At 42.5% G+C, this 21,475-nt stretch carries 14 protein-coding genes; 8 read left to right on the top strand and 6 right to left on the bottom strand.

Annotated features, from left to right (window positions below; all coding sequences use genetic code 11):
- Positions 1–41: 41 nt before the first annotated feature.
- The 3 genes from IPM47_04685 to IPM47_04675 all read left to right on the top strand — a co-directional run bounded on the left by IPM47_04685 (position 42) and on the right by IPM47_04675 (position 4,856).
- The gene (locus IPM47_04685; protein ID QQS30250.1) at positions 42–2,105 is read left to right on the top strand and encodes a PKD domain-containing protein; all 2,064 of its coding nucleotides are present in this window, start codon (positions 42–44) and stop codon (positions 2,103–2,105) included.
- Positions 2,106–2,195: 90 nt separating this feature from the next.
- Positions 2,196–2,648, top strand: a complete 453-nt coding sequence (locus IPM47_04680; protein ID QQS30249.1) for a T9SS type A sorting domain-containing protein — start codon at positions 2,196–2,198, stop codon at positions 2,646–2,648.
- A 72-nt stretch (positions 2,649–2,720) separates the two neighbouring features.
- Complete coding sequence (locus IPM47_04675; protein QQS30248.1) at positions 2,721–4,856, top strand: PKD domain-containing protein; 2,136 nt, start codon at positions 2,721–2,723, stop codon at positions 4,854–4,856.
- A gap of 102 nt (positions 4,857–4,958) precedes the next feature.
- Here IPM47_04675 and IPM47_04670 read toward each other — a convergent pair whose 3' ends face one another.
- The 4 genes from IPM47_04670 to IPM47_04655 form a co-directional block, all read right to left on the bottom strand.
- On the bottom strand, positions 4,959–5,492 hold the full coding sequence (locus IPM47_04670; GenBank protein ID QQS30247.1) for a hypothetical protein: 534 nt from the start codon (positions 5,490–5,492) through the stop codon (positions 4,959–4,961).
- 243 nt (positions 5,493–5,735) lie between these two features.
- Positions 5,736–6,788: a nucleotidyltransferase family protein gene (locus tag IPM47_04665; protein ID QQS30246.1), complete on the bottom strand. Its 1,053-nt coding sequence runs from the start codon at positions 6,786–6,788 to the stop codon at positions 5,736–5,738.
- A 77-nt stretch (positions 6,789–6,865) separates the two neighbouring features.
- Complete coding sequence (glpK, locus tag IPM47_04660; protein QQS30245.1) at positions 6,866–8,368, bottom strand: glycerol kinase GlpK; 1,503 nt, start codon at positions 8,366–8,368, stop codon at positions 6,866–6,868.
- A 60-nt stretch (positions 8,369–8,428) separates the two neighbouring features.
- Complete coding sequence (locus IPM47_04655; protein QQS30244.1) at positions 8,429–9,613, bottom strand: formimidoylglutamase; 1,185 nt, start codon at positions 9,611–9,613, stop codon at positions 8,429–8,431.
- Between the two features lie 351 nt (positions 9,614–9,964).
- On the opposite strand from IPM47_04655, the gene IPM47_04650 reads away from it, so the two are divergent.
- Positions 9,965–10,381, top strand: coding sequence for a hypothetical protein (locus IPM47_04650; protein QQS30243.1), 417 nt, complete (start codon positions 9,965–9,967; stop codon positions 10,379–10,381).
- 72 nt (positions 10,382–10,453) lie between these two features.
- Here IPM47_04650 and IPM47_04645 read toward each other — a convergent pair whose 3' ends face one another.
- Positions 10,454–11,497 carry an endonuclease/exonuclease/phosphatase family protein gene (locus IPM47_04645; protein QQS30242.1) on the bottom strand — a complete coding sequence of 348 codons (1,044 nt, stop codon included), beginning with the start codon at positions 11,495–11,497 and terminating at the stop codon, positions 10,454–10,456.
- Between the two features lie 199 nt (positions 11,498–11,696).
- Between IPM47_04645 and IPM47_04640 the strand changes: the two genes are divergently transcribed.
- The 4 genes from IPM47_04640 (at position 11,697) to IPM47_04625 (ending at position 17,718) form a co-directional block, all read left to right on the top strand.
- Positions 11,697–12,854, top strand: coding sequence for a DUF547 domain-containing protein (locus IPM47_04640; protein ID QQS30241.1), 1,158 nt, complete (start codon positions 11,697–11,699; stop codon positions 12,852–12,854).
- Positions 12,855–12,968: 114 nt separating this feature from the next.
- Positions 12,969–14,492: a DUF853 family protein gene (locus IPM47_04635; protein ID QQS31383.1), complete on the top strand. Its 1,524-nt coding sequence runs from the start codon at positions 12,969–12,971 to the stop codon at positions 14,490–14,492.
- Positions 14,493–14,541: 49 nt separating this feature from the next.
- Positions 14,542–15,825, top strand: coding sequence for an insulinase family protein (locus tag IPM47_04630; protein QQS30240.1), 1,284 nt, complete (start codon positions 14,542–14,544; stop codon positions 15,823–15,825).
- Between the two features lie 93 nt (positions 15,826–15,918).
- On the top strand, positions 15,919–17,718 hold the full coding sequence (locus IPM47_04625) for a gliding motility-associated C-terminal domain-containing protein (protein QQS30239.1): 1,800 nt from the start codon (positions 15,919–15,921) through the stop codon (positions 17,716–17,718).
- Positions 17,719–18,202: 484 nt separating this feature from the next.
- Here IPM47_04625 and IPM47_04620 read toward each other — a convergent pair whose 3' ends face one another.
- Positions 18,203–21,475: a type I restriction endonuclease subunit R gene (locus IPM47_04620; GenBank protein ID QQS30238.1), complete on the bottom strand. Its 3,273-nt coding sequence runs from the start codon at positions 21,473–21,475 to the stop codon at positions 18,203–18,205.

Here is a 21,475-nt window from a genome sequence, read left to right as displayed (position 1 = left end):
GCTTATTGAATGTTTTCATAGCAAATTCACAGCCCTATTTTATGCAAAATTATTCATGGGTAGATGTGCAACAAGCTAAAAAAATATTACAAAGAGACTCTGTTTATGTTTTAGGCGGTTCATTCAGAAGCCTATCTACAGAATTAGTAGTTTCTTTCACTGCTAATGTTAATATTGACGGAACGAACTGGAATAGAACAGACTATATAGGATCCTTTTTTGAAAGCAATGTGCAGGATTTAATAGCCTATAACAACAACAACAATTACTTTTTGGTAAATGCTGCAAAAAATCTAAATACCGAAACCGGATTTAGTTTGTTTTTCCTGTTAAATGAAAATTTGGAGATTAGTAATAGCATCTCGAATGAGGAATGGCAATTACAACAGAATCAAACCTATTGTGCATCAGTAACTTACGATAGTTTGATATTAGTAGGTGGCTGGATTGAAAAGCTAGATTCAGACGGCTTTAACTTATATTTTAATAAAATTAGTTTAGCAACAGGCATGCCTCTAATTGACACCATCTATACCTACTTCAACACTCAATACACCTTAAACTGGATACAAGATATAGCAACAACCCTCGATGGAGGTGCTTACTTACTGGCTACTGTAAATTATAATGTCAGTGGTACTGGTGATATTGCCCTCATAAAAATAGATTCGCTTGGTAACTGGCAGTGGCATCAGGTGTATAACCTCAACATCTCTTCATTGCTTTCTCGTGATGTGGCAGGTAGTATAATCACTACTCAAGATGGAGGATTAGTCTTTTCGGGAAAACAATCAAGTAACTCACAGGCTTTTGGTGAAATATTTAAACTTACACCACAATTTACGACACAGTGGCATAATCAAGTTAATTTTCATAAAGGAGAGCCTATTGGACTAGTAGAAATAACAGACCAAAGCATTGTAATTGGAGGTTGGAGTATGAATCCGAATAACCAAAAGGCACAAGGAGAGATTACAAAATTAGACGAAGACGGAAATACACTCTGGCGGCGGGTATATGGCGGCAATAAAAACAACTATTTTTACGACCTCATCGTCCAAAACCACGATTACAGCGGCAAAAGTGGCTATGTCTTATGTGGCAGAACCGAGAGCGATTTACCCCCCGGCAGAGCAGATGCATGGTTGGTACGCTTAAACTGCATGGGTTTGCTAACAGAGCCAAAGGCTGATTTTTTGGCGCTGCCATACCCGTCCATGCCCCATGTCATAGCCTTTGCCAATCAAAGCCAGTATGTCTATCCAGACAGTATAGACGGGGGGCATTATATCTTGGATTGGGGCGACGGCAGCCCGCCCCTGCTTTGCGGGCAGGGCTACGAACCTTGCAGCGGCAGCCTGCCCACTCATACTTATCAGTCCGCCGGGCTGTTCCCCGTTACCCTCCAAGCCGTTGTTTGCAACGATACTTCAACTCTCACCCGTGCCGCGTGCATAGATTTCGAGCCAAATCCGCAGGCGGCTTTCGGTCACGAAATATTAAATTACACCGTGTTGTTCACCAATCTGAGCCAAAACACTTACTTCTCCCAAGGAGGCTACTGCATCTGGGATTTCGGAGACGGCAGCCCGCCGGTTTCCGAAGAACACCCAGTTCACACCTACCCCGACAACGGCAACTTTACCGTTACCTTAACAGTTGTCGTGTGTCAGGACACTTCGGTTTATACCGAAACCATTGCCATAGCAAAACCGGTGGGCATCCCTGAAAATTCCCCTCCTTCGGAGGGGCAAGGGGTGGTAGTATATCCCAACCCCGCCACAAACACCATAACCTTCGCCCTACCCGAAGGGTCAAAGTTCCCTTCAGGGGATTTAGGGGTCTTAGAGATATCTCTCTTCTCCCCAACCGGTCAACAAGTTTTACACACAACCATTCCGGCAGGACAGACAAGTCATAGCCTTTCGGTTGCTCATTTGCCGGTGGGGGTGTATTTTTATGTTGTGAGTGGTGCGGATGGTGTCGTCAGTGGGGACACTGACAACGGCAATAACGGCGACAATGGCAATAACGGGGGCACTGACAAGGGCGGATATGGCGGCGGTGCAGTGTTGGCGCGGGGGAAGGTGGCGGTGGTGCGGTAGTTTTGATTTGGAGTTTAAACCTTATAGTTTTGGCAAATACAGGCAATTATCAAAACAATTATCTTTGTCCAAACCATATTGCAGAAAATTATGGACTCTCAAAGAAACCGCACCATATTTGCAATAACAAATTCCGAAGAAGAACAATTGTTGGAAATAGCCGGAAGCGGGACAAAGACAAGTTATAAGGCACAAGCAATTTTATATGCCGCACGGGGAACAGATTTTCCGGTAGTGTTGCCTGCCCTTGCAAGCGGAGGCGATAACTGGTATAGCTCGTTTAAAGGCGGACAGGACAGGATATCTGCCCTTTATCCAAATCCAACTCAAAACAATGTAAGTTTTAGTCATCATTTGCAAACAGGAGAAACAGGAACACTTCAAATCTTTTCTTTAATGGGCAAAGAAATGGGTAACTATGTTTTTATAGGCGAATCCAGTCAAAATGTTGATATAAGCAATTTTCAAACCGGCTTATATTTCTGTGTTTTTAGCGTAAATGGTACGGTTTTCCGCAACAGCAAACTATCTGTGATTAAGTAGTTAGTATTGTATAACATTTATAGCCGGAGTTATTTTAGCTCCGGCTTTAAAATTAATTTCACTAAAATGAGAATGTCATTGTTAATATGGTTAATTGTTCTTCCATTATTTTCCTACGCACAGCCCGCTAAGTATTTTAGCAAAGGCGTAAGTTGGTTGGATATTCATAATGCGTGGAGCATTAAACAAAAAGAAGATGGTGGATATGCGTTTTCATGTGAAGTAAGAAATAATACGACTAATAAATGGAAACCATATTTATTAGAAACAGATTCCGAAGGCAATCTTGTTTCTATATTAAGTGTAGCGCCGGACAGTTTACAGGGGAAATTTACAGATTTAGAAATTTTCCAAGGCAGTTATATTGCTATTGGTTCTTTAGCTGTTGATGAATACACGCCTTGGCATTTAAACATATCAATAATTCAGAGCAATAGTAATTTTGAAAATATTATGTTTGGAGGTGGAGGGAGTAGCAATAATGGTATAACATCTGCCTTAAGTACGAATGGCATATTATATGTTGGGGGATATCACAACGAAATTAGCTCACCAGGAAAGCGATTACAATTAGTTAAACTATACCCCACCACAGCCGAAGTCATGTTAGATACAGTTTACTATTACTTTAACACTACTAATAAATCTAACTGGATACAAGATATAGCCGCCACACCCGACGGATGTGCCTATCTTCTTGCCACTATCAACTATGCTGGTGACACTGGCGATATTGCCCTTATCAAAATAGACTCTCTTGGCAACTGGCAATGGCATCAGGTATATAATCCCACTACTTCTTCATGGATGTCTCGTGATGTGGCAGGAAATATCATTTCCACTTCCGATGGCGGCATCATGTTTAGCTATGTGGCAGACAAACCCGATATTTCCACGCGCATAAGCTACACGCACAAACTCAACGCCCAGTTTCAAACCGAATGGATAAAAGATCAATACTTTAGAGGTGGGATAGGTCCTTCCTTAATTCAATTGTCTGACAGCAGCTTTTTTTTGGCTAATGGTTTCTATTTGAACAATGGTTTATACAATTTAGATGCCGAAATAGTTAAGTTAGATAAAGAGGGCAATTTACTATGGCGACGGCAATTTGGCGGAAATGGCGATGATTATGTTTATGATGCCATAGTCCAAAACCACGACCAAAGTGGTAAAAGCGGTTATGTGCTTTGTGGAAGAACAGAAAGTAGCGCACCTTCAGGGGGGGCAGACGCCTGGTTGGTGCGCTTAAACTGCATGGGTTTGCTTACAGAGCCAAAGGCTGATTTTTTAGCGTTACCTTATCTATCTATGCCCCATGTCATAGCCTTTGCCAATCAAAGTCAATATGTTTATCCAGACAGTATAGACGGGGGGCATTATATTTTAGATTGGGGAGACGGCAGCCCACCCTTGCTTTGTGGTCAGGGCTACGAACCTTGCAGCGGCAGCCTGCCCACTCATACTTATCAGTCCGCCGGGCTATTCCCGGTTACCCTACAAGCCATAGTTTGCAACGATACTTCAACTCTCACCCGTGCCGCGTGCATAGATTTCGAGCCAAATCCGCAGGCAGCTTTCGGTCACGAAATATTAAATTACACCGTGTTGTTCACCAACCTGAGCCAAAACACATACTTCTCCCAAGGAGGCTACTGCATCTGGGATTTCGGAGACGGCAGCCCGCCGGTTTCCGAAGAACACCCAGTTCACACCTACCCCGACAACGGCAACTTTACCGTTACCTTAACAGTTATCGTGTGTCAGGACACTTCGGTTTATACCGAAACAATAGCGATAGCAAAACCGGTGGGCATCCCTGAAAATTCCCCTCCTTCGGAGGGGCAAGGGGTGGTAGTATATCCCAACCCCGCCACAAACACCATAACCTTTGCCCTACCCGAAGGGTCAAAGTTCCCTTCAGGGGATTTAGGGGTCTTAGAGATATCTCTCTTCTCCCCAACCGGTCAACAAGTTTTACACACAACCATTCCGGCAGGACAGACAAGTCATAGCCTTTCGGTTGCTCATTTGCCGGTGGGGGTGTATTTTTATGTTGTGAGTGGTGCGGATGGTGTCGTCAGTGGGGACACTGACAACGGCGACAACGGCAATAACGGCGGCAATGGCAATAACGGGGGCACTGACAAGGGCGGATATGGCGGCGGTGCAGTTTTGGCGCGGGGGAAGGTGGCGGTGGTGCGGTAGAGAGAAATGCTTATTGTTACCATCAACACCTCACCCCAAATCAAAAACAGCCCCCGACAAAAACTGTCGGGGGCTGTTGGTATTTTGGTTAGCGGGGGGAGATTATCCTACCGGAACATAGTTCCACAAACTGATGGTGATGAAGCTTCTGCCGTTTCCGTAAGTACCATAGAGCAGGTAAGTGTCTTTTCCGTTTGCTCCGGGAGTGCCTTTAATTACGCCCATTATGGTGATGTTGAACACAGTGGCTCCTCTTTTCAACGTAGCCTCGCCGGCACAGCCTGTTCCTTTAAGGGTCAGTTCTACCTGATCTTGTTGGTCGAACAAATCATCGGTGTAGTCGGCTTGCGTGTGGTAGCGGTTGGTGGGTGCGCTTTTCAATGATTTACAAGCGGCGTTGGTTTTGGTCATGCTTCCGGTTGCCCAAGTGCTGACGGGGATAATTTTGGCATCGGCGGTTTCGTTGGTGGCGATTGAAAACGACACGTTGTTGTAGTTTTGAACCACATAGTTCACCACTTGTTCGGGAGTAAGGCTCGGAGTGGCAAGGATAGTTTGTGCCTGAGCGTTAGACGTTGCAAAGAAACTGCTCAAAAGAGCGATAGCGACTGCTGCGAAATTCATTAACTTTCTCATGGTGATTGTTTTGTTTTTTGGTTTTGTTAAATTTAAAGAGTTGATATTGTTTTTGGTTTTTGTTTGCTTTCGGTTTTCGTAGGTTGGTACATTGGGGCGGAATTTCGTAACCGTGGTTTGGAGGTTTTTTTCAACTTTTTTTTAAAACCCCTGTGATTTTGCCGGGAAATACCCCTTTCCAAAAAGCAAAACAGCCCCCGAAAAACAATCAGAGGCTGTTGGAATATAAGAAAAGAATTTAAGCTAAAACCGGATATGTTTTATATCCTCCTGAGCTTTTTTGTAATCGGCGGGATTTCCAATATCTAACCAATATCCCAAAATCGGATAATACCCCACTTGTTTTCCTTCCAGAATTAAAGTTTCGATCAGGTCGGTGGCGTTGTAATATTGGTTATGAGGAATATAAGCCAACATACTTTGTTTAAGGAGGTAAATTCCTGCGTTGGATTGGTAGGTGTAAACAGGTTTTTCTTTAAAAGAAAGGATTCTGTTTTGGGTTGGGTCTGTTTCTAAAACGGCATAAGGGATACTCACTTCATACGGAATAGAAGCAACCAGCATATCGGCATCTAAGCGGACAAATTCGGCGAAAAAATCTTCCAGATCAATATTGGTCAGCAGGTCGGAATTCATAATTAAAAGATAAGGATTTTCAAACCGGTTGACTAAACCGGCTGCTCCTAAAGTGCCGAGTGGTTTCATTTCCTCTACATACCGGATATTCATACCGAAGCTGATGCCGTTTCCAAAATAGCTGCTGATTTGTTCTCCAAGATAATTGAGGGTGAGATGAACGTTATGAATACCGTACAAACTGAGCCGTTTAATATTGTATTCCAGAATTGGTTTGCCATTGACCGGGAGCATTGGTTTGGGAATTAAATCGGTCAAAGGGCTTAAACGCTGCCCCCGTCCTCCTGCCATGATGACGGCATCAATTGGCAAAACCGAGCGTTTCCTGTTCAGGTCATATACCCGGACGATATGGTCTTGATCGTCTAACATCGGAACGAGTTGGATTCGTTTTTCTTTGAACTCGCGGATGGTTTGCAGAGTAAAACTGTTTTGGCGCAAAAACCGGAATTGCCTGAACATAAAATCGGAAACAGGGTTGCTGATAGACATATCCTTCAACAACCCCCGCCGGATATCTCCATCTGTCAAAGTGCCAACCATTTGCTGATGTTCATTGACAACAAACAGAGTCAGACAGTCGGGCAGTCGGTTCAATTGTTCGAGTGCCTGTTTAATGGATTGGTGGCTATAGATAAGGTTGTCTGAAAATTCTGTCACAGGTAAGGTTTTTTTGAAAAGAACACTAAAAAAAGGGGTTGAATATTCTTCAGAATTACAAAAAGTAACCGCGTCCTTTATTCCTCATTTTCCCAGTTTTTGCAACGTGAAACGGCTTTTTGCCAGCCTTTATAGAGTTTTTGCCGCGTTTCCGGAGCCATATTTGGATGAAAACGCGCATTGCTTTGCCATTGAAGTGAGATTTGAGGGATGGTGAATAAACCGATACTAAGCCCTGCAAGATAGGCAACTCCCAGAGCTGTGGTTTCGATGATTGCGGGGCGTTCAACGGGGACATTGAGTATATCGGACTGAAACTGCATGAGCAGTTGATTGGCCGAAGCGCCGCCGTCCACTCTGAGCGTTTTCAAAAGCAATCCGGAATCTGCTTCCATAGCTTGTAAGACATCGGCGGTCTGATAGGCCATCGATTCCAAGGTTGCCCTGATAAGGTGTGCCTTTTTAACACCTCTGGTTAATCCGAAAATTGCACCGCGGGCATACATATCCCAATACGGAGCACCTAATCCGGCAAATGCCGGAACTACGTAAACACCACCATTATCATTTACTTTGCGGGCAAAATATTCTGAGTCAGCGGCATCCTCTATCAGTTTTAGCCCGTCCCGCAACCATTGAATAGCTGCACCGGCAATAAATACACTCCCTTCCAAGGCATAGGTAACTTCATCGTTCAATCCCCAGGCAATGGTGGTCAGCAAACCGGATTTTGATTTTATTCGTTGGGTTCCGGTATTCATCAGCATAAAGCACCCGGTTCCGTAAGTGTTTTTGGCCATACCGGTCTGAAAACAAGCTTGTCCAAATAAGGCAGCTTGCTGGTCGCCGGCAACACCGCAAACCGGGATAGATACTCCGTTAAAGAATTCGGGAAGGGTTGAACCGAAACTTCCACTTGAATTTCTAACTTCCGGCAACATTCCGGCAGGGATATTGAGTTCAGAACAAAGTTGCTGATCCCATTTTAATGTATTAATGTTAAACAGCATTGTTCTGGAAGCATTGCTAAAATCGGTGGCGTGAACCGTTCCTCCGGTGAGTTTGTAAATCAGCCAGGTATCAATGGTTCCGAAAAGCAGATGCCCTTCTTCGGCCAGCTCGCGGGCGTTGGGAACATTGTCCAAAATCCACTTGATTTTAGTGCCGGAAAAATAGGCATCAATCACCAGTCCTGTGCTTTGTTCAACATAACCGGAAAGCCCTTTTTGTTTAAGTTCGTCGCAGATACCGGCTGTCCGTCTGTCCTGCCAAACTATTGCATGATATAAGGGCTGCCCATTCCGGCGATCCCAAACTATCGTAGTTTCCCGTTGATTGGTGATGCCTATTGCGGCAACCTGACGCGGGTGAATACTGCTTTTGTTCAGCACTTGCTGTGCTACGGAAAGTTGGTCGTTCCAAATTTCGAGTGGATGATGTTCGACCCAACCTGCACGGGGATAGATTTGGGTGAGTTCTTTTTGAGATACTGCCACAACTTGCCCCTGATCGTTAAAAAGTATGGCTCTTGAACTGGTTGTGCCTTGGTCTAATGCGAGGATGTATTTACTATCTGCCATGATAGGTTGGTTTGAATGATATACATAGTACAATTAGTTCAAAAAGGTTTTGTAACTTTCTTATTCATTTAACCGCAAAAACGCCCTCATCCATCGGTCGGGGATCTGGTCATTACAAGCGGTTTCATAGTCTGTATAAGAGCAAGGCGTTAAATGATAACGAGGTCGGCCGTCTTCAAATGATGGGGCAGGCACTTTCATCCACCACCGTCCGCTTTTTTTACTTTTGTAAAAAGTGATTTCATGGTCGCTGTCCCTAAAGTTGACAATGTATTTCAGATACCCTTTTTTGTCGGAAAGCGGCTGTTCAAATTTGCGGTTCATTACCCCTTCGGTAAAATACCAGATTAAATGAGCTATCAGTTGAGCCGTTTGTTTGTTAGAGTCATAAGTGGGGTCATACTGGTAAATTCCGAAAGAAGTAACATGATCGCTCAATCCGGCATATCTGGCAATCCGGCAGGCCTCTTCGCCAAACAAACCGTTGGAAGAAAGGGCAACAGCCCCCGGAGCATCTGATTGTCTGATGGCAGAAAGGTCTAAAGAAATCATTTGGGCATGTCGGACCAAAGGCTCTACTTCTTCAATATTTTCTCTGATTTCACCAAGGCTGTAACATTCAAAATGCAGCTTTTCAAGTGTGTTGACCATTTCCGGGTCAGTCAGATAGCGTTGGTACCCTACGAGGATAAAATCGGATAAATTGAGTTTCTGTGTCAGTAGTGGATATAGAAAGTTATGGGGAGCCGGAAGTTCCTCTATGCTTTCGAGGGGGGAAAAGAGATCAATTTTCTCGTCAAATATTACGACTGAAGTTTCAGATTCTGTTTCGGCTTCGGTATGTCCCCAAAACTGAGCAAGGCTAATATCGTGAGTTCCTCCAATCAACACCGGAATAATTCCTTCCTGCAACAACTGAGCGACAACTTTGCGAACTGCAAAATAGGTGTCAGAAAGGGTATAACCGGCAGCGATATTGCCCAAATCAGCAACGGCAAAAGAAGGCTCCCAATTATAAAGTTGATATAGTTCCTGCCGGATGACGTTGGGGGCTAAATTGCAATGATTCAGCCCGTTGCTTCGGTCTTCTTCAACCCCGAAGATGGCGATTTTGACCTCACTAAGGTCGGGAAATCCGTTGTTTTTTGTATAAATCTGAAGTTTTTTACCCCATTGGTTGGCAGTGAGGTGCGATTGAACAATTGTTTCATATCCCTTAACCGGACTAAGGTAATCTTGTAACATAAATGGTAATCCGTAATGCTTAAATTGATTTTACTGAAAAATTTGCCCGAATGGTCTGCTTAATCAACTGCGCAAGATACAACATAAGCGGTAAAAGCAAACAAAACTGACAAAATGAACCCAATCAAATAGGTTTTAAAATATTTGTACCTGTTTTTCATTTGTCAAGATTATCTACAAGGCTTAATGTGCAAGGGTTTCAAACATTTTTATCTATTCAAGACTATGTAAAATGCCTTCGTCAAGTTAATTTCCTTTTTGTGCGCATTTCGTATTCTTAACATATCCTTGTGCAAGAAATTCAAAGTTCACCGAGCACCAAATTTGTTGAAAATCTTTAAACAAATAAATATGTTCCACTTCAAGCCATTATGCATGATTTTGTTGCTGACTGCTTTTATGGTATTCTTATTGCCTGCAAATAGTCATGGCAATATGAACTACGAAGTTAAACCCGAATCAACAAAATCTTTATGCAATGAAGACTTCAGCCTGATTTTGATTGGGGTTGTTTTTGACGAAACTTATAGGTGGCCTGTTTCCAATTTAACGATTCAATTGGTGGATGTTTTTGAAGAACGGTCAGAAACCTGCACAAGTAAGCTGAACGGGCAGTTTCATTTCTATTTGCATCCGGACAGGGTTTATAAGATAAATATTTTGGATTCTAACAACAGCGTCATCAGCTCAACAGACTTTTCGACTATCAATCGTCTTGAACCGGAATTGATGAGGGTATTTCTTACTTTGCCTTCAGGTAAACAGTAGAAAGTAAATTCCGTTAGGATGTAGAAAGCTTATTGGAAATTTATCTCTTTTTTAAGCAGCAAAAAATTCAAATTACTTTAACTGTACCCGCATATAAACCGGATGATGATCTGAAAATTCAAATTTTTGGCCGATAGTGCTTGCAGCAATCAGTTCGATATTGGGTGAAATCAAAAAGAAATCCAGGAGTTGGGTAGCAGTTTGACCTTCTTTGTAAGGCATATTCATTTTCCTGTTGGTTGGATTGGAATCGTCAAATATCCATTGCCATCCGGAGGGTAAAAAATCATCGGGCACATTGATTGCCGGATCTTTCAACAAAGTATCCTGATTGGAATAGCCCGGTGGGCCTTGATTCCAATCTCCTCCTACTACTACGTAATTTCCTTTTTCGTATTCTTTAAGAATGATTTTTTTCAATTCCTGCATTTGATGTTTCTTTACCTTTCCATCCGTATCATAGGCCGATTTATGGGTATTGATAACCACCAGCTCTTTGTTTTCGTTTACCCCGAAACGTTGAATTAAAAAGCAACGCTTCACAAAAAACATGGAAACCGGCCATGGATATTCTGAAGGCAGTGCAAACCGGCTGCTTTCCTTTGGCATATAGCGGCTGAAAGTGGTCAATCCGCTCAAAACTTTACCATAATGTTTGGTAAATGGATAAGGAATATAGGCTGCATTGTAATTGGTTGCAAAAGTGTAATTATAATCTTTGAGGCCTTCTGCAAAATATTCCACCTGATTTTTGTAATAACTTCGTCTCGATTTCTGATCAACTTCCTGAAGCAAAAAGAAATCTACATGTTGCATTTTTATCAACAGGTTTTTTATTCCTTCCAGATTTTTTTCGACCGATGTTTTTGGAGCAACTACCGTTTTTCCGCCATCGTGAAACAAGTCGGATTCTTTCCCCAAACCTGCATACCCGATATTCCAGATAAGAAAAGAAAAAATTTGCCCGTTGTTGTTTGTCGGCGAACCGCTAACTCCCTGTGGATTGACCGGCTCTATTCCGGCAGGACGATAATCGGACAAGGCGGCACCAACTAAAATTGCACCGATAATTGATGCCAGAATTGCCACAATTGCAATAATCAGCTGAAATGCCATGATTAGCAAGGATTTGGGAAAATGCGCCAATTTCTTCACCATAATTCTTTTTTAAAAACCAAAAAACGGTAAAATGCGAAGTAAAACATTTTATCGTTTTTGACTTAATTGCGCCTTTTAATTCAGTCAGCGCTTTTTTGTGTTACTTTTGAGATCCCCTTGCCTTGATTATATGGATTTTTAGCCTTCAATACAATACATGAATACAAAAGTAATGCTTTTTCTCATATACTATACTGTTTCACTAACTGTTTTTCATTCGTGCAAACCCAATAGCCCGCGTAGCAGCGATGTTAATTCCATTTTTCAAACCAATAATGAAAATAGTAGCGGAAAAAAATCAAACGATTTTATAGATTCTCTGTTAAGCATTGATACCTTAGACATTGCAATTCCACAGCCAGACAGCCAAAGAAATTCTGATACTAACGGGGGTGAAAAAAAAGAATTTAATCCTTTGTCAAAACACTCAAAAAAAGAATCTTCCGGTTCGGGAATACCACAAACACATCAAGCTCAAAACAAAAAGGGTATGCCCGTTTCCGATAGTCCACAAGATAAACTCAAAAATAATGCCACTGATTCCGGCAATCAACATGGAAAAGGCTCAACAGAAACCACTTTGCCAACTGCAGAAAAAACATCTGCACCGGACAGACCCATGTACCCGCATACGCCCAAACCTCCGACCAACTCTGAGCAGTTTAATCTTTTTTTCATTTCTGCTTCTAATTTTCTGCAACGGTATGTCAACAATGGGTTGGTGAACTACCGGAAAATTAAAAACGACAAAACAGAACTAAATGCCCTGGTCAGAAAAATTTCATTCACTGATTTGAGCGATAAAACCGATACAGAGCAACAAGCTTTTTACATCAATGCGTATAATATTCTGGTTATTAAATCGGTTGTGGACCATAATATTCCATCTTCTGCACATGAAGTATCCGGTTTTTTTGATGAATTCAGACATCAGGTGGCACATAAAAGTCTGACCTTAAATCAATTGGAAAAAAAGGAATTGTTTGGTCTGAAAAAGGATCCACGAATTCATTTTGCTTTGGTCAGAGGAGACAGAGGCGGTCCGCTTTTGCCCGGGTTTGCATTTACCCCTCAGCAGTTAAATGCACAACTGACTCAACAAACCCGCGATATGGTGAACGATTATCGGTTTGTAAAAGTAAATACAACGTCCAAAACAGCAACATTGTCGGAAATTTTTAGGGAGTTTCAAGATTCCTTTACTACCAATAGCAAAACTATAACCGGATTTATTAACCAATACCGGAACGCTCCCATTCCCGATGGATTCCGGATAGAATATGTCAATTACGACCGAAGTTTGAACCACCAATGAGTTTCTATAACTCTTGAAACTGCTATACTATCTATTTGATTCGTTCAACTTCATGATTTTTATGTTATTTTTGTGCCTGTTTATCAATTGCTCACCCTCTTTTCCTGTAACGACATGACAAACGACAGAACATCATTTAAACAACAAATAGAAACGGGCTATAGCTTTAAGTCCGATTCCATTATACTCGGAACTGCAATTTTGGACGAAATCCCGTTAGAGCAAACGCATATTAAAGTACCCCTCCGTTCACTCAACCGTCATGGGTTGATTGCCGGTGCTACCGGAACAGGAAAAACCAAGACTATTCAAGGACTTACCGAAAGTCTTTCGGATAAAGGTGTTTCTGTTTTGGTGATGGACGTAAAAGGCGACCTGAGCGGATTGGCTGCTCCGGGCGTTTCAAATGCCAAAGTCGAAGACCGGCACCAAAAGATAGGCATTCCGTTTCAACCAAAAGCGTTTCCGGTCGAGTTGCTCAGTATTTCCGGTGAAAAAGGGGTTCGTTTGCGGGCTACTGTTTCAGAATTTGGCCCGGTTTTATTTTCTAAAATTCTGGAATTGAATGACACTCAACAAGGGATTGTTGCGGTGTTGTTTAAGTTTTGTGATGATAACCAACTGCCGTTGCTTGACCTGAAAGATTTTAAAAAAGCACTAAATTATGCACTCAACGAAGGCAAATCTATCATTGAAGAACATTATGGGCTGATGAGCATTACCTCTGCCGGGGCAATATTGCGAAAGGTGGTTGAGTTGGAAGAGCAAGGGGCAGATCTGTTTTTTGGTGAGCCGTCATTTGATGTGGAAGATTTGGTGAGGGTAGATCAAAACGGACGCGGTGTAATCTCTGTATTGCGGGTAGTTGACCTTCAAAGCAAACCCAAGTTGTTTTCTACTTTTATGCTTTGCTTGTTGGCAGAAATTTATGCAGTGTTTCCCGAAGAAGGCGATCCGGAACAACCTAAGTTAGTGTTGTTTATAGACGAGGCACACCTGATTTTTAACGAGGCATCAAAAGCCCTGCTCAATCAGATTGAAACCATCATCAAGCTCATCCGTTCAAAGGGAATAGGTGTATTTTTTTGTACTCAAAATCCGACCGATATTCCCGATGTGGTACTCAGCCAATTGGGGATGAAAGTGCAACATGCCTTGCGTGCTTTTACCGCAAAAGACCGGAAAATGATTAAGCTAACTGCCGAAAACTATCCCCTTTCCGACTTTTATAAAACAGATGAACTGCTCACTTCGCTTGGGATTGGAGAAGCTGCTATCACGGTTTTGGACGAAAAGGGCCGCCCCACTCCTTTGTCGGCCACCCTTTTGCTTGCGCCACGATCTCGAATGGACATTCTTTCGCCGCAGGAAATAGATCAACTGATCGCCCGGTCTTACCTGATTAAGAAATACAACCAGACCGTTGATCGCGAAAGTGCGTATGAAATTCTAACGGAAAAACTTCAGGCGGCCGCTAAAACACAAACCACGAAAACCACAACGACCACCCGGAACCGCGAAAAAGGGTTACTTGAAACCATTACTTCTAATCCAATGGCCAAGCAAGTTTCAAACACATTGGTACGCGAAATTACCCGTGGTTTGCTCGGAGTTTTAGGTATTAAAACCAGAAGATAACCTGTTTGCCTGTGGATTTTCTAAAATTTATAATTACACAACACGATACATGTATTCCGTTAACCGAAGCATTCCCCCTGCCCTGCAGCCAATTACAGAATTATACCTGCATCAGCCCGAACCCCTACATTTAGACAATCAAATACCGGCTTTTTTGTTTAACACCGAAATACAGGATGTTGCCTACATCAAATTAGTATTTGAAGCCGGTAAATGGCAGGAACCCCAACAATTGGTTGCCAAGTTTACCAACGACATGCTCGAAGAAGGGACGGAAAACCATACCTCCAGACAGTTGGCTGAAAAAATAGAGTTTTACGGGGCGAACCTTTCTTTTCAAACCGGCTATAATCATGCCGAAGTCAACCTCTCCTGTCTTACCAAACACCTGCCCGGATTATTGCCTTTGTTGCAGGAAATTCTAACCGTAGCCAATTTTCCACAGGAAGAATTAGATACAGAAATCCGAAAAGCCAAACAACGCCTGGAAATTAACCGCCAAAAAAACGAATATCTGGCCGATGAACGCTTAAAGACCGTCCTGTTCGGGCCGGAGCATCCTTACGGCTATCCTTCTTCCGAAGCAGCCATAGATGCCATACATCCGGAAATTCTAAGCCGCTTTTACCGAACTCACTACACGCCTGAAAACTGTAAAGCATATATCGGAGGTAAATTTTCAGAAGAGCATCTTCATCTCATCAACCAGTATATTGGAAGCCGGCATTGGAAAAACGAAGCCGCTCAAACTGCCAAAGTTGTTTCGTTGCCTGAGTATCAACCGGTTGTTCAATATATCAGCAAGCCTAATTCCATGCAGGCAGCCATTCGGATCGGCAAACACTTAGTCAATAAAAACCATCCCGATTATCAGCAACTGCTGTTGGTCAACACCCTGTTTGGCGGCTATTTCGGATCAAGACTGATGAGCAATATCCGGGAAGACAAAGGATATACCTATGGAATTTACTCGGCCTTGATTTCAATGCCCAATGCCGGTGTTCTGACTATTGGAACTGAGGTGAACCAAAACGTTTGGGAACAAGCTGTACAGGAAATATTTTACGAAATTGACCGTTTAAAAAACGAACCCGTTTCAGAACAGGAACTTTTTACCGTAAAAAACTACATGTTAGGACAACTATTGTCGCAAATCAGCGGCACTTATAGCCAGCTATCTACTATTCAGGGACTTTTTATGTATGGACTCGGCACTGACTATTACAAACAATTGGTACAGACCATACAATCCATGACCCCATCAGACATTATGCAGATTGCCGGAAAATATTATCAGACCGGTGATTTTTCGCAGGTTGTGGTTGGCGATTAAAAAATAAGATGTCTTTTATCCTACATTTCATACCATACGAAATGATTTTACGCCATTTCAGATATAACTTTCAGCAGATAACCCCCCAAACCGATGAATCAAATTAAAGCCGCCTCTATTCTATTTTGGTGTATATTGGCAATGTATCTGTCAATCCCTGCTTACTTACAAGCACAACCCACCCCAACGCTGAATTGTGTCAATGTTCAATTGAGCGGTAATATATTGTTGACCTGGACACCCGGAACAGTCGGAGTTAACTGTGGAGCTACGTTTAGTTCGTACAATATCTATGTATCTAATTCGGCTTCGGGACCTTTTACTTTGCTCGATTCAGTAAACGACCCACTTCAAACTACTTATACCGATGTGGCATCCAATCCGGTTACGACTCTGTTTTACTATATAGAAACCCAATGCGGGGTTGCGGTATCTTCTCCTTCACAAATTGTGGACACTCAACCCCCGATTGCTCCTTTCATCACGGTTGTCAGTGTATTGGACGGCAATACTGCTCAACTGAACTGGCTTCCAAGCGTTTCGCCCGAAACGGTTGGCTATATAATTTACCGTGCCGATGTCAATGGCAACTTTATTCCGATTGACACTATTTTTAACCCGGCTGCCTCTTTTTATCAGGATGTGATCGCCCAAACCGACAGCCAACCCGAATCGTATAAGATTGCAGCATTCGATGCCTGTTCTAACGTTACCCCAGGTGCAGATAACGGCATCCCTCACACAACTGTTCACCTGACTGCATCCGGAACTCCATGCACCAATGAAGTAACCATTAACTGGACCAAATACGAAGGATGGGGCAATGAGTTGACCGGTTATTCCATTATTCTGGTAGATGAAAACAATGTCGCTATTTCAACTATTGCCGAAGTTGATACGGTAACTACCTCGTTTGACTATGTATTTCCCAACAACGAAACCGATGCTTGTTTTAGAATAGTCGCACATCACAGCAACAATATTGACATTTCTAATTCAAACTTTATCTGTACCAATATTGAGATTCCCCAATCAGCCGATTTTATTTGTTTGGTCAATGCAACGGTTGGACCTAATGACTCAATTTTGATGACCTGGAACATTGATACATCAATACCCCTAAACCAAATCAAAATCAGACGCACACTTGGTGACAGTACGGCCTTAAGTTTCTATAACGACTACCCTTTGCCGGATCCGGTAACAAGCGTTATGACTTATGCCGATGCAAATACAGAACCCCACCGGTTTTCCTATACCTATCAGATTGAGCAGGTCAATAATTGCAACCAAAGCGTTTATTCGGGTATCGTTAAAACCATCCGGTTGCGCGGACGCGATCAGTTTAACCTGAGCAACGGGTTAGACTGGACCCCTTTTTACCTCACCAATGCCACCTTGCTCAATTACAATATTTATCGCAGCATCATCGGTCAAAACGACTTCTCGCTGCTGGCAACCGTTAATCCCGATGTGCTGGAACACGAAGACCCATTGACCAACGCCGAAGACATTCCGGGATTTTGTTATTATATAGAAGCGGTTTACCAAATTGCTTGTCCTGACGGATTTGCCGATGTGTTGAGCAGTTTGTCAAATGTTATCTGTATCAACCAAACTCCCCGTATTTTTGTGCCCAATGCCTTTGCGCCCAATGGCATCAACAATATCTTTAAGCCTGTTATTCTTTACCCCAACGAAGACGATTATCTGATGCAGATTATGAACCGCTGGGGTGAAATTATGTTTACCACCACCAACACCGAAGAGGGCTGGGACGGTTATTTCAAAGGGCAGTTAGCCCCTCAAGGCATTTACACCTATTATATCCGGATGAAAACCCCGATTGGCCTCACTCTGGAACGAAAGGGAACCTTGATGTTGGTCAGGTAGTGGGTATGCATTTCTCAGTCAGTTCTTCTGTATGTGGAAATTCTTATGATGAAGCCAATACGGATTGTAATATAAAAATAGTCTATTCAAGAAAAGGTTGTTAATGTTTTTAGAACTGAAACAGCCTTGTTATCCTTATCCTGTAAGGACTATATATAGGCAGTAGTAGGTACAAAACGCAACTCGCTGCCATCATTCTGTAGAAATGTAACTTAGAGCTGTAAAGGAATTAGCTCTGCCTATATTTCATACCTACGGTGTTGCGCTAATCATAAAACGCCTGATATTAGGGTTCTACAGCACAATTTGATTGCATTAATTTGAATTTGCAATCCGTAAAACTCCTACTAATCCAATGAGAATAATTCTTTTCGGTGGAAACCACTCCGTATTTCTTTAGAAATATAAACTCCCCTCTTGAATTCTTGCAAACATTCAAAAGGAAGATCAAAATGATGGAAATTCAAATCTTGTTTCGCATGATTTATGCTACAAATGCTCTTTGATCCCCACTCGCTGCCAGAATGTAAAAATGCTCAAATACTGCATCGCATTTGGTGGCGTAAATAGCACGATCGTAGGTTTCGGGTAGATGAATGTCTAATATATTCTTAATAGCTACCTGCACTTGCAATTTCGTCTGTGTGTCTTTATGCCAGTCGTTGATTAATACTTTTGGTCTTTCTTCTTTTAAACGGTGCAAGAGGTTTTTGGCAGCCAATTTTACTTTCTGTTCTTCGTCTTTGGTGAGTTTTTCTTTTTTCAGCAAGTCAAACAGTTCCAGTTCTTCTTCAGTCAGTCCTTCTCGGGTGGCTCGTAATTCTTCTTCTTTCATCTTCTCCACAAAAGCCATCAAGTCGTCAAAGTAGTTTTCGTTGGTGGAGTTACCCGAATTGTAGCGGTCAATGATTTCTTGCAATTTCTCTGCAAAGCTTCTGCGGGTTACGTTTCTGTCCATCATCATTTGCAATTTGTCCTGAATGAAAGCCCGCAAGTCGGCAATTTCAATGTTTTTGTAAGGAGCTTGTTTGTATTCTTCTTTCAGTTTGTCAACATCTAATTTGCTCAGGTCAATTTGCTTCCACGCTTTGATAAAGAATTCCTTTTTCTCAGCTGCTGTATTAAGTTCACTAACTTCTTTATTGATTTCTTCTTCCTGTGCAATGATACTTTCATCAAGTAGTTGACTTATTCTTCGTTTGGCACTGTCTAAGTTACCACGGTCGGCTTTGCCGTCAATGACCTGTCGTAAGTAGTGAACAATTGCTGCCAACGGAAACTCGCTTCTTCGTCCTACAATCTCAGGTTTGCAGGCTTCGTATAGAGCATCAATGGTGTTGTCGTAAACGATAAATTGCTTTTTTTGTTCATCGGTTGCAAGAATGCGGTCGGCATATTCTTCAAACAAACTCAGTTTGCTGAATGTCTCTTTCGACCGGGTGATTTTATGCAAATCAACGTTGATGGTTTTACAATATTCTTCACATTCTGCAATGGCATCTTTTAGCAATACAAAAAGTTGTTCAATATCTCTTGCCGGTGAGATTTCGTCTTGGTCTTTGCCTGTACCTATGCTACCGCCACCATACGAAGCAAATGCTTTTTTCAGATTGCGGAACACATTGTAGTAATCCACCACCAACCCGTTTTTCTTTGACTTATCGTTAATGGTAAAATCAGTTACACGGTTTGCCCTGGCTATGGTTTGCATCAGGGTGTGGTCTTTCATTGGTTTGTCTAAATACAAGGTGGAAACCGTTGGAGCATCAAAACCCGTTAGCCACATACTGCACACAAAAACCAACTGCAAAGGGTCTTTCGGATTTTTGAATTTGTCTTCCATTTCCTGACCGTTCTCGTCCACTTGCTTCATTCGCTTGCGGTGCGGTCGTATGTCTAACTCTTCTTTTTCAAACTTTTCTTCTTCGCCTGCTTCTTCACTTACTATCACCCCCATATCTGTTTTCCGCATCCAGTCTAAAATGCGTTTCAGTTCGGCTTTTTCTTCCTGGTCTTTGGCTTCGTTGATTTGCTTTTGCAGTTCCCTTTTTTCTTCTTCCCACAGGTGTTTCACCTTGTTATACATTTTCACGGCTGTGAATTTGTCAATGGTGATGACCATTCCTTTGCCCAAATAACCCCTGCGTGGAAAATGATACACAATGTCTTTGGCGATGATTTCCAAACGGCTGTCCCGCTTCAGCACACTCATTTCCTGTGCAAACTCTCTTTCTAATTTGACCTGATTTTCTGCCGACAGATTTTCGTCTGAAACGATTTCAGCCAAGTCATCGTCTATATCATCATTTTGCAAAAGCACCTGCGGCACACGCTTGTGATAGAAAAGCGGAACAGTGGCTTCGTCTTCAATACTTTGTTTGAAGTTGTATTCCGAAACGGTATCGCCAAACCAGTTTTTGGTGAGTTCTCGGCTGCCCAAAAGTGGTGTTCCTGTAAATGCGATGTATTGGGCATTTGGCAAACCAGTCCGCATATTCTCCGCTAAATCTTTGTATTGGGTGCGGTGTGCTTCGTCCACAATCACGATAATGTCGTTGCGGTCGGATAGCAAAGGATATTGTTTGCCTTTGTCGTAACGGAATTTTTGAATGAGGGTAAAAATGTATCGGGTGTTGGTTTGCAGCATATTCCGCAAATCTTCGCTGTTGCTTGGCCGGCACTTGGTGTCTTTGCTGAAAGCACCTGCACCTAAAAAGTTGCGATAAATCTGTCCGTCTAAATCTTCCCGGTCGGTTACGATTAAGAAAGTGTAATTGCCTGTAAACTGGCGGAAGATTTTACGGGTAAAGAAAATCATACTAAAACTCTTACCGCTGCCTTGTGTGTGCCAGAAAACACCCAGTTTGCCTTTATTCTCTTTATCCGTTCCTGCTGCATCGTGTTGTAAACGCAAACCGAAATTTTCAATAGCGTTGTTTACTCCCAGAAACTGGTGGTTCTTGGCGGCAATTTTTACGGTATCGTTATAGTAGAAAATGAAATTCTCCATGTAATCCAGCAGGCGTTTCTTTTCGCACAAGCCCAACACAGCATAATCCAAACTCACCCCGTATTGCCTTATCCGTTGTTTGTCGGGAACTTGTTTTTCGCTTTCGTATCTCAACCAATTAAAGAAAAACTCATAGCCCGAATTAAATGCTCCTATTTTGGTTTCAATGCCGTTGCTAAGCATACACAGGGCATTGTAGCGAAACAGCAACGGAATTTGCTTTTTGTATCGGGTCAGGTTGTCGTCATACGCATTGCGAACGGGCACATTGCTGTTTTTCAGTTCTATGAATAACAATGGCAAGCCGTTGATGAACACAATCAAATCGGGGCGAAGACGCAAATCGCCTTTTATCCAAAGCTGTGAAGTAACCAGATAATCGTTTTTGCTTTCGTCTTTAAAGTCAATCACCTTAACTCGTTCGGGTTCTGTTCTACCTGTGGCAGTGGTGATGTTTACTTCCACACCCTCTTTCAGTAAGGCGTAAATCTCCCGGTTGGCATGGGTGTCGCTTTTATCAAAACGGGTATTGCAAAGGTCTTTAAAAGCTTCTTCAATAATTTCTTCACTCAGGTGCGGGTTCAGTTCTTTCAGTTTGCGTTTGAGCAAAGGTTTTATTACCACATCGGTTTCGCTTTCACGCCCGGTTGTGTCCATATCAAAGCAGTTCAGATGTCTGTACCCCAAGTTGTTTACAAACACACTGATAATTGCTTTTTCTATTTGGTCTTCGGTGATAATGGCCAT

It is taken from the genome of Sphingobacteriales bacterium (genome assembly GCA_016700115.1).
GTDB lineage: Bacteria > Bacteroidota > Bacteroidia > Chitinophagales > UBA2359 > UBA2359.
This window is presented reverse-complemented; position numbering and strand designations above follow the sequence as displayed.

Coding starts and splice junctions, on each gene's coding strand:
- IPM47_04685 (QQS30250.1), top strand. CDS start 42: ATGCAAAATTATTCATGGGTAGATGTGCAACAAGCTAAAAAAATATTA.
- IPM47_04680 (QQS30249.1), top strand. CDS start 2,196: ATGGACTCTCAAAGAAACCGCACCATATTTGCAATAACAAATTCCGAA.
- IPM47_04675 (QQS30248.1), top strand. CDS start 2,721: ATGTCATTGTTAATATGGTTAATTGTTCTTCCATTATTTTCCTACGCA.
- IPM47_04670 (QQS30247.1), bottom strand. CDS start 5,492: ATGAGAAAGTTAATGAATTTCGCAGCAGTCGCTATCGCTCTTTTGAGC.
- glpK (QQS30245.1), bottom strand. CDS start 8,368: ATGGCAGATAGTAAATACATCCTCGCATTAGACCAAGGCACAACCAGT.
- IPM47_04655 (QQS30244.1), bottom strand. CDS start 9,613: ATGTTACAAGATTACCTTAGTCCGGTTAAGGGATATGAAACAATTGTT.
- IPM47_04650 (QQS30243.1), top strand. CDS start 9,965: ATGTTCCACTTCAAGCCATTATGCATGATTTTGTTGCTGACTGCTTTT.
- IPM47_04645 (QQS30242.1), bottom strand. CDS start 11,497: ATGGCATTTCAGCTGATTATTGCAATTGTGGCAATTCTGGCATCAATT.
- IPM47_04640 (QQS30241.1), top strand. CDS start 11,697: ATGAATACAAAAGTAATGCTTTTTCTCATATACTATACTGTTTCACTA.
- IPM47_04635 (QQS31383.1), top strand. CDS start 12,969: ATGACAAACGACAGAACATCATTTAAACAACAAATAGAAACGGGCTAT.
- IPM47_04630 (QQS30240.1), top strand. CDS start 14,542: ATGTATTCCGTTAACCGAAGCATTCCCCCTGCCCTGCAGCCAATTACA.
- IPM47_04625 (QQS30239.1), top strand. CDS start 15,919: ATGAATCAAATTAAAGCCGCCTCTATTCTATTTTGGTGTATATTGGCA.
- IPM47_04620 (QQS30238.1), bottom strand. CDS start 21,475: ATGGCCATTATCACCGAAGACCAAATAGAAAAAGCAATTATCAGTGTG.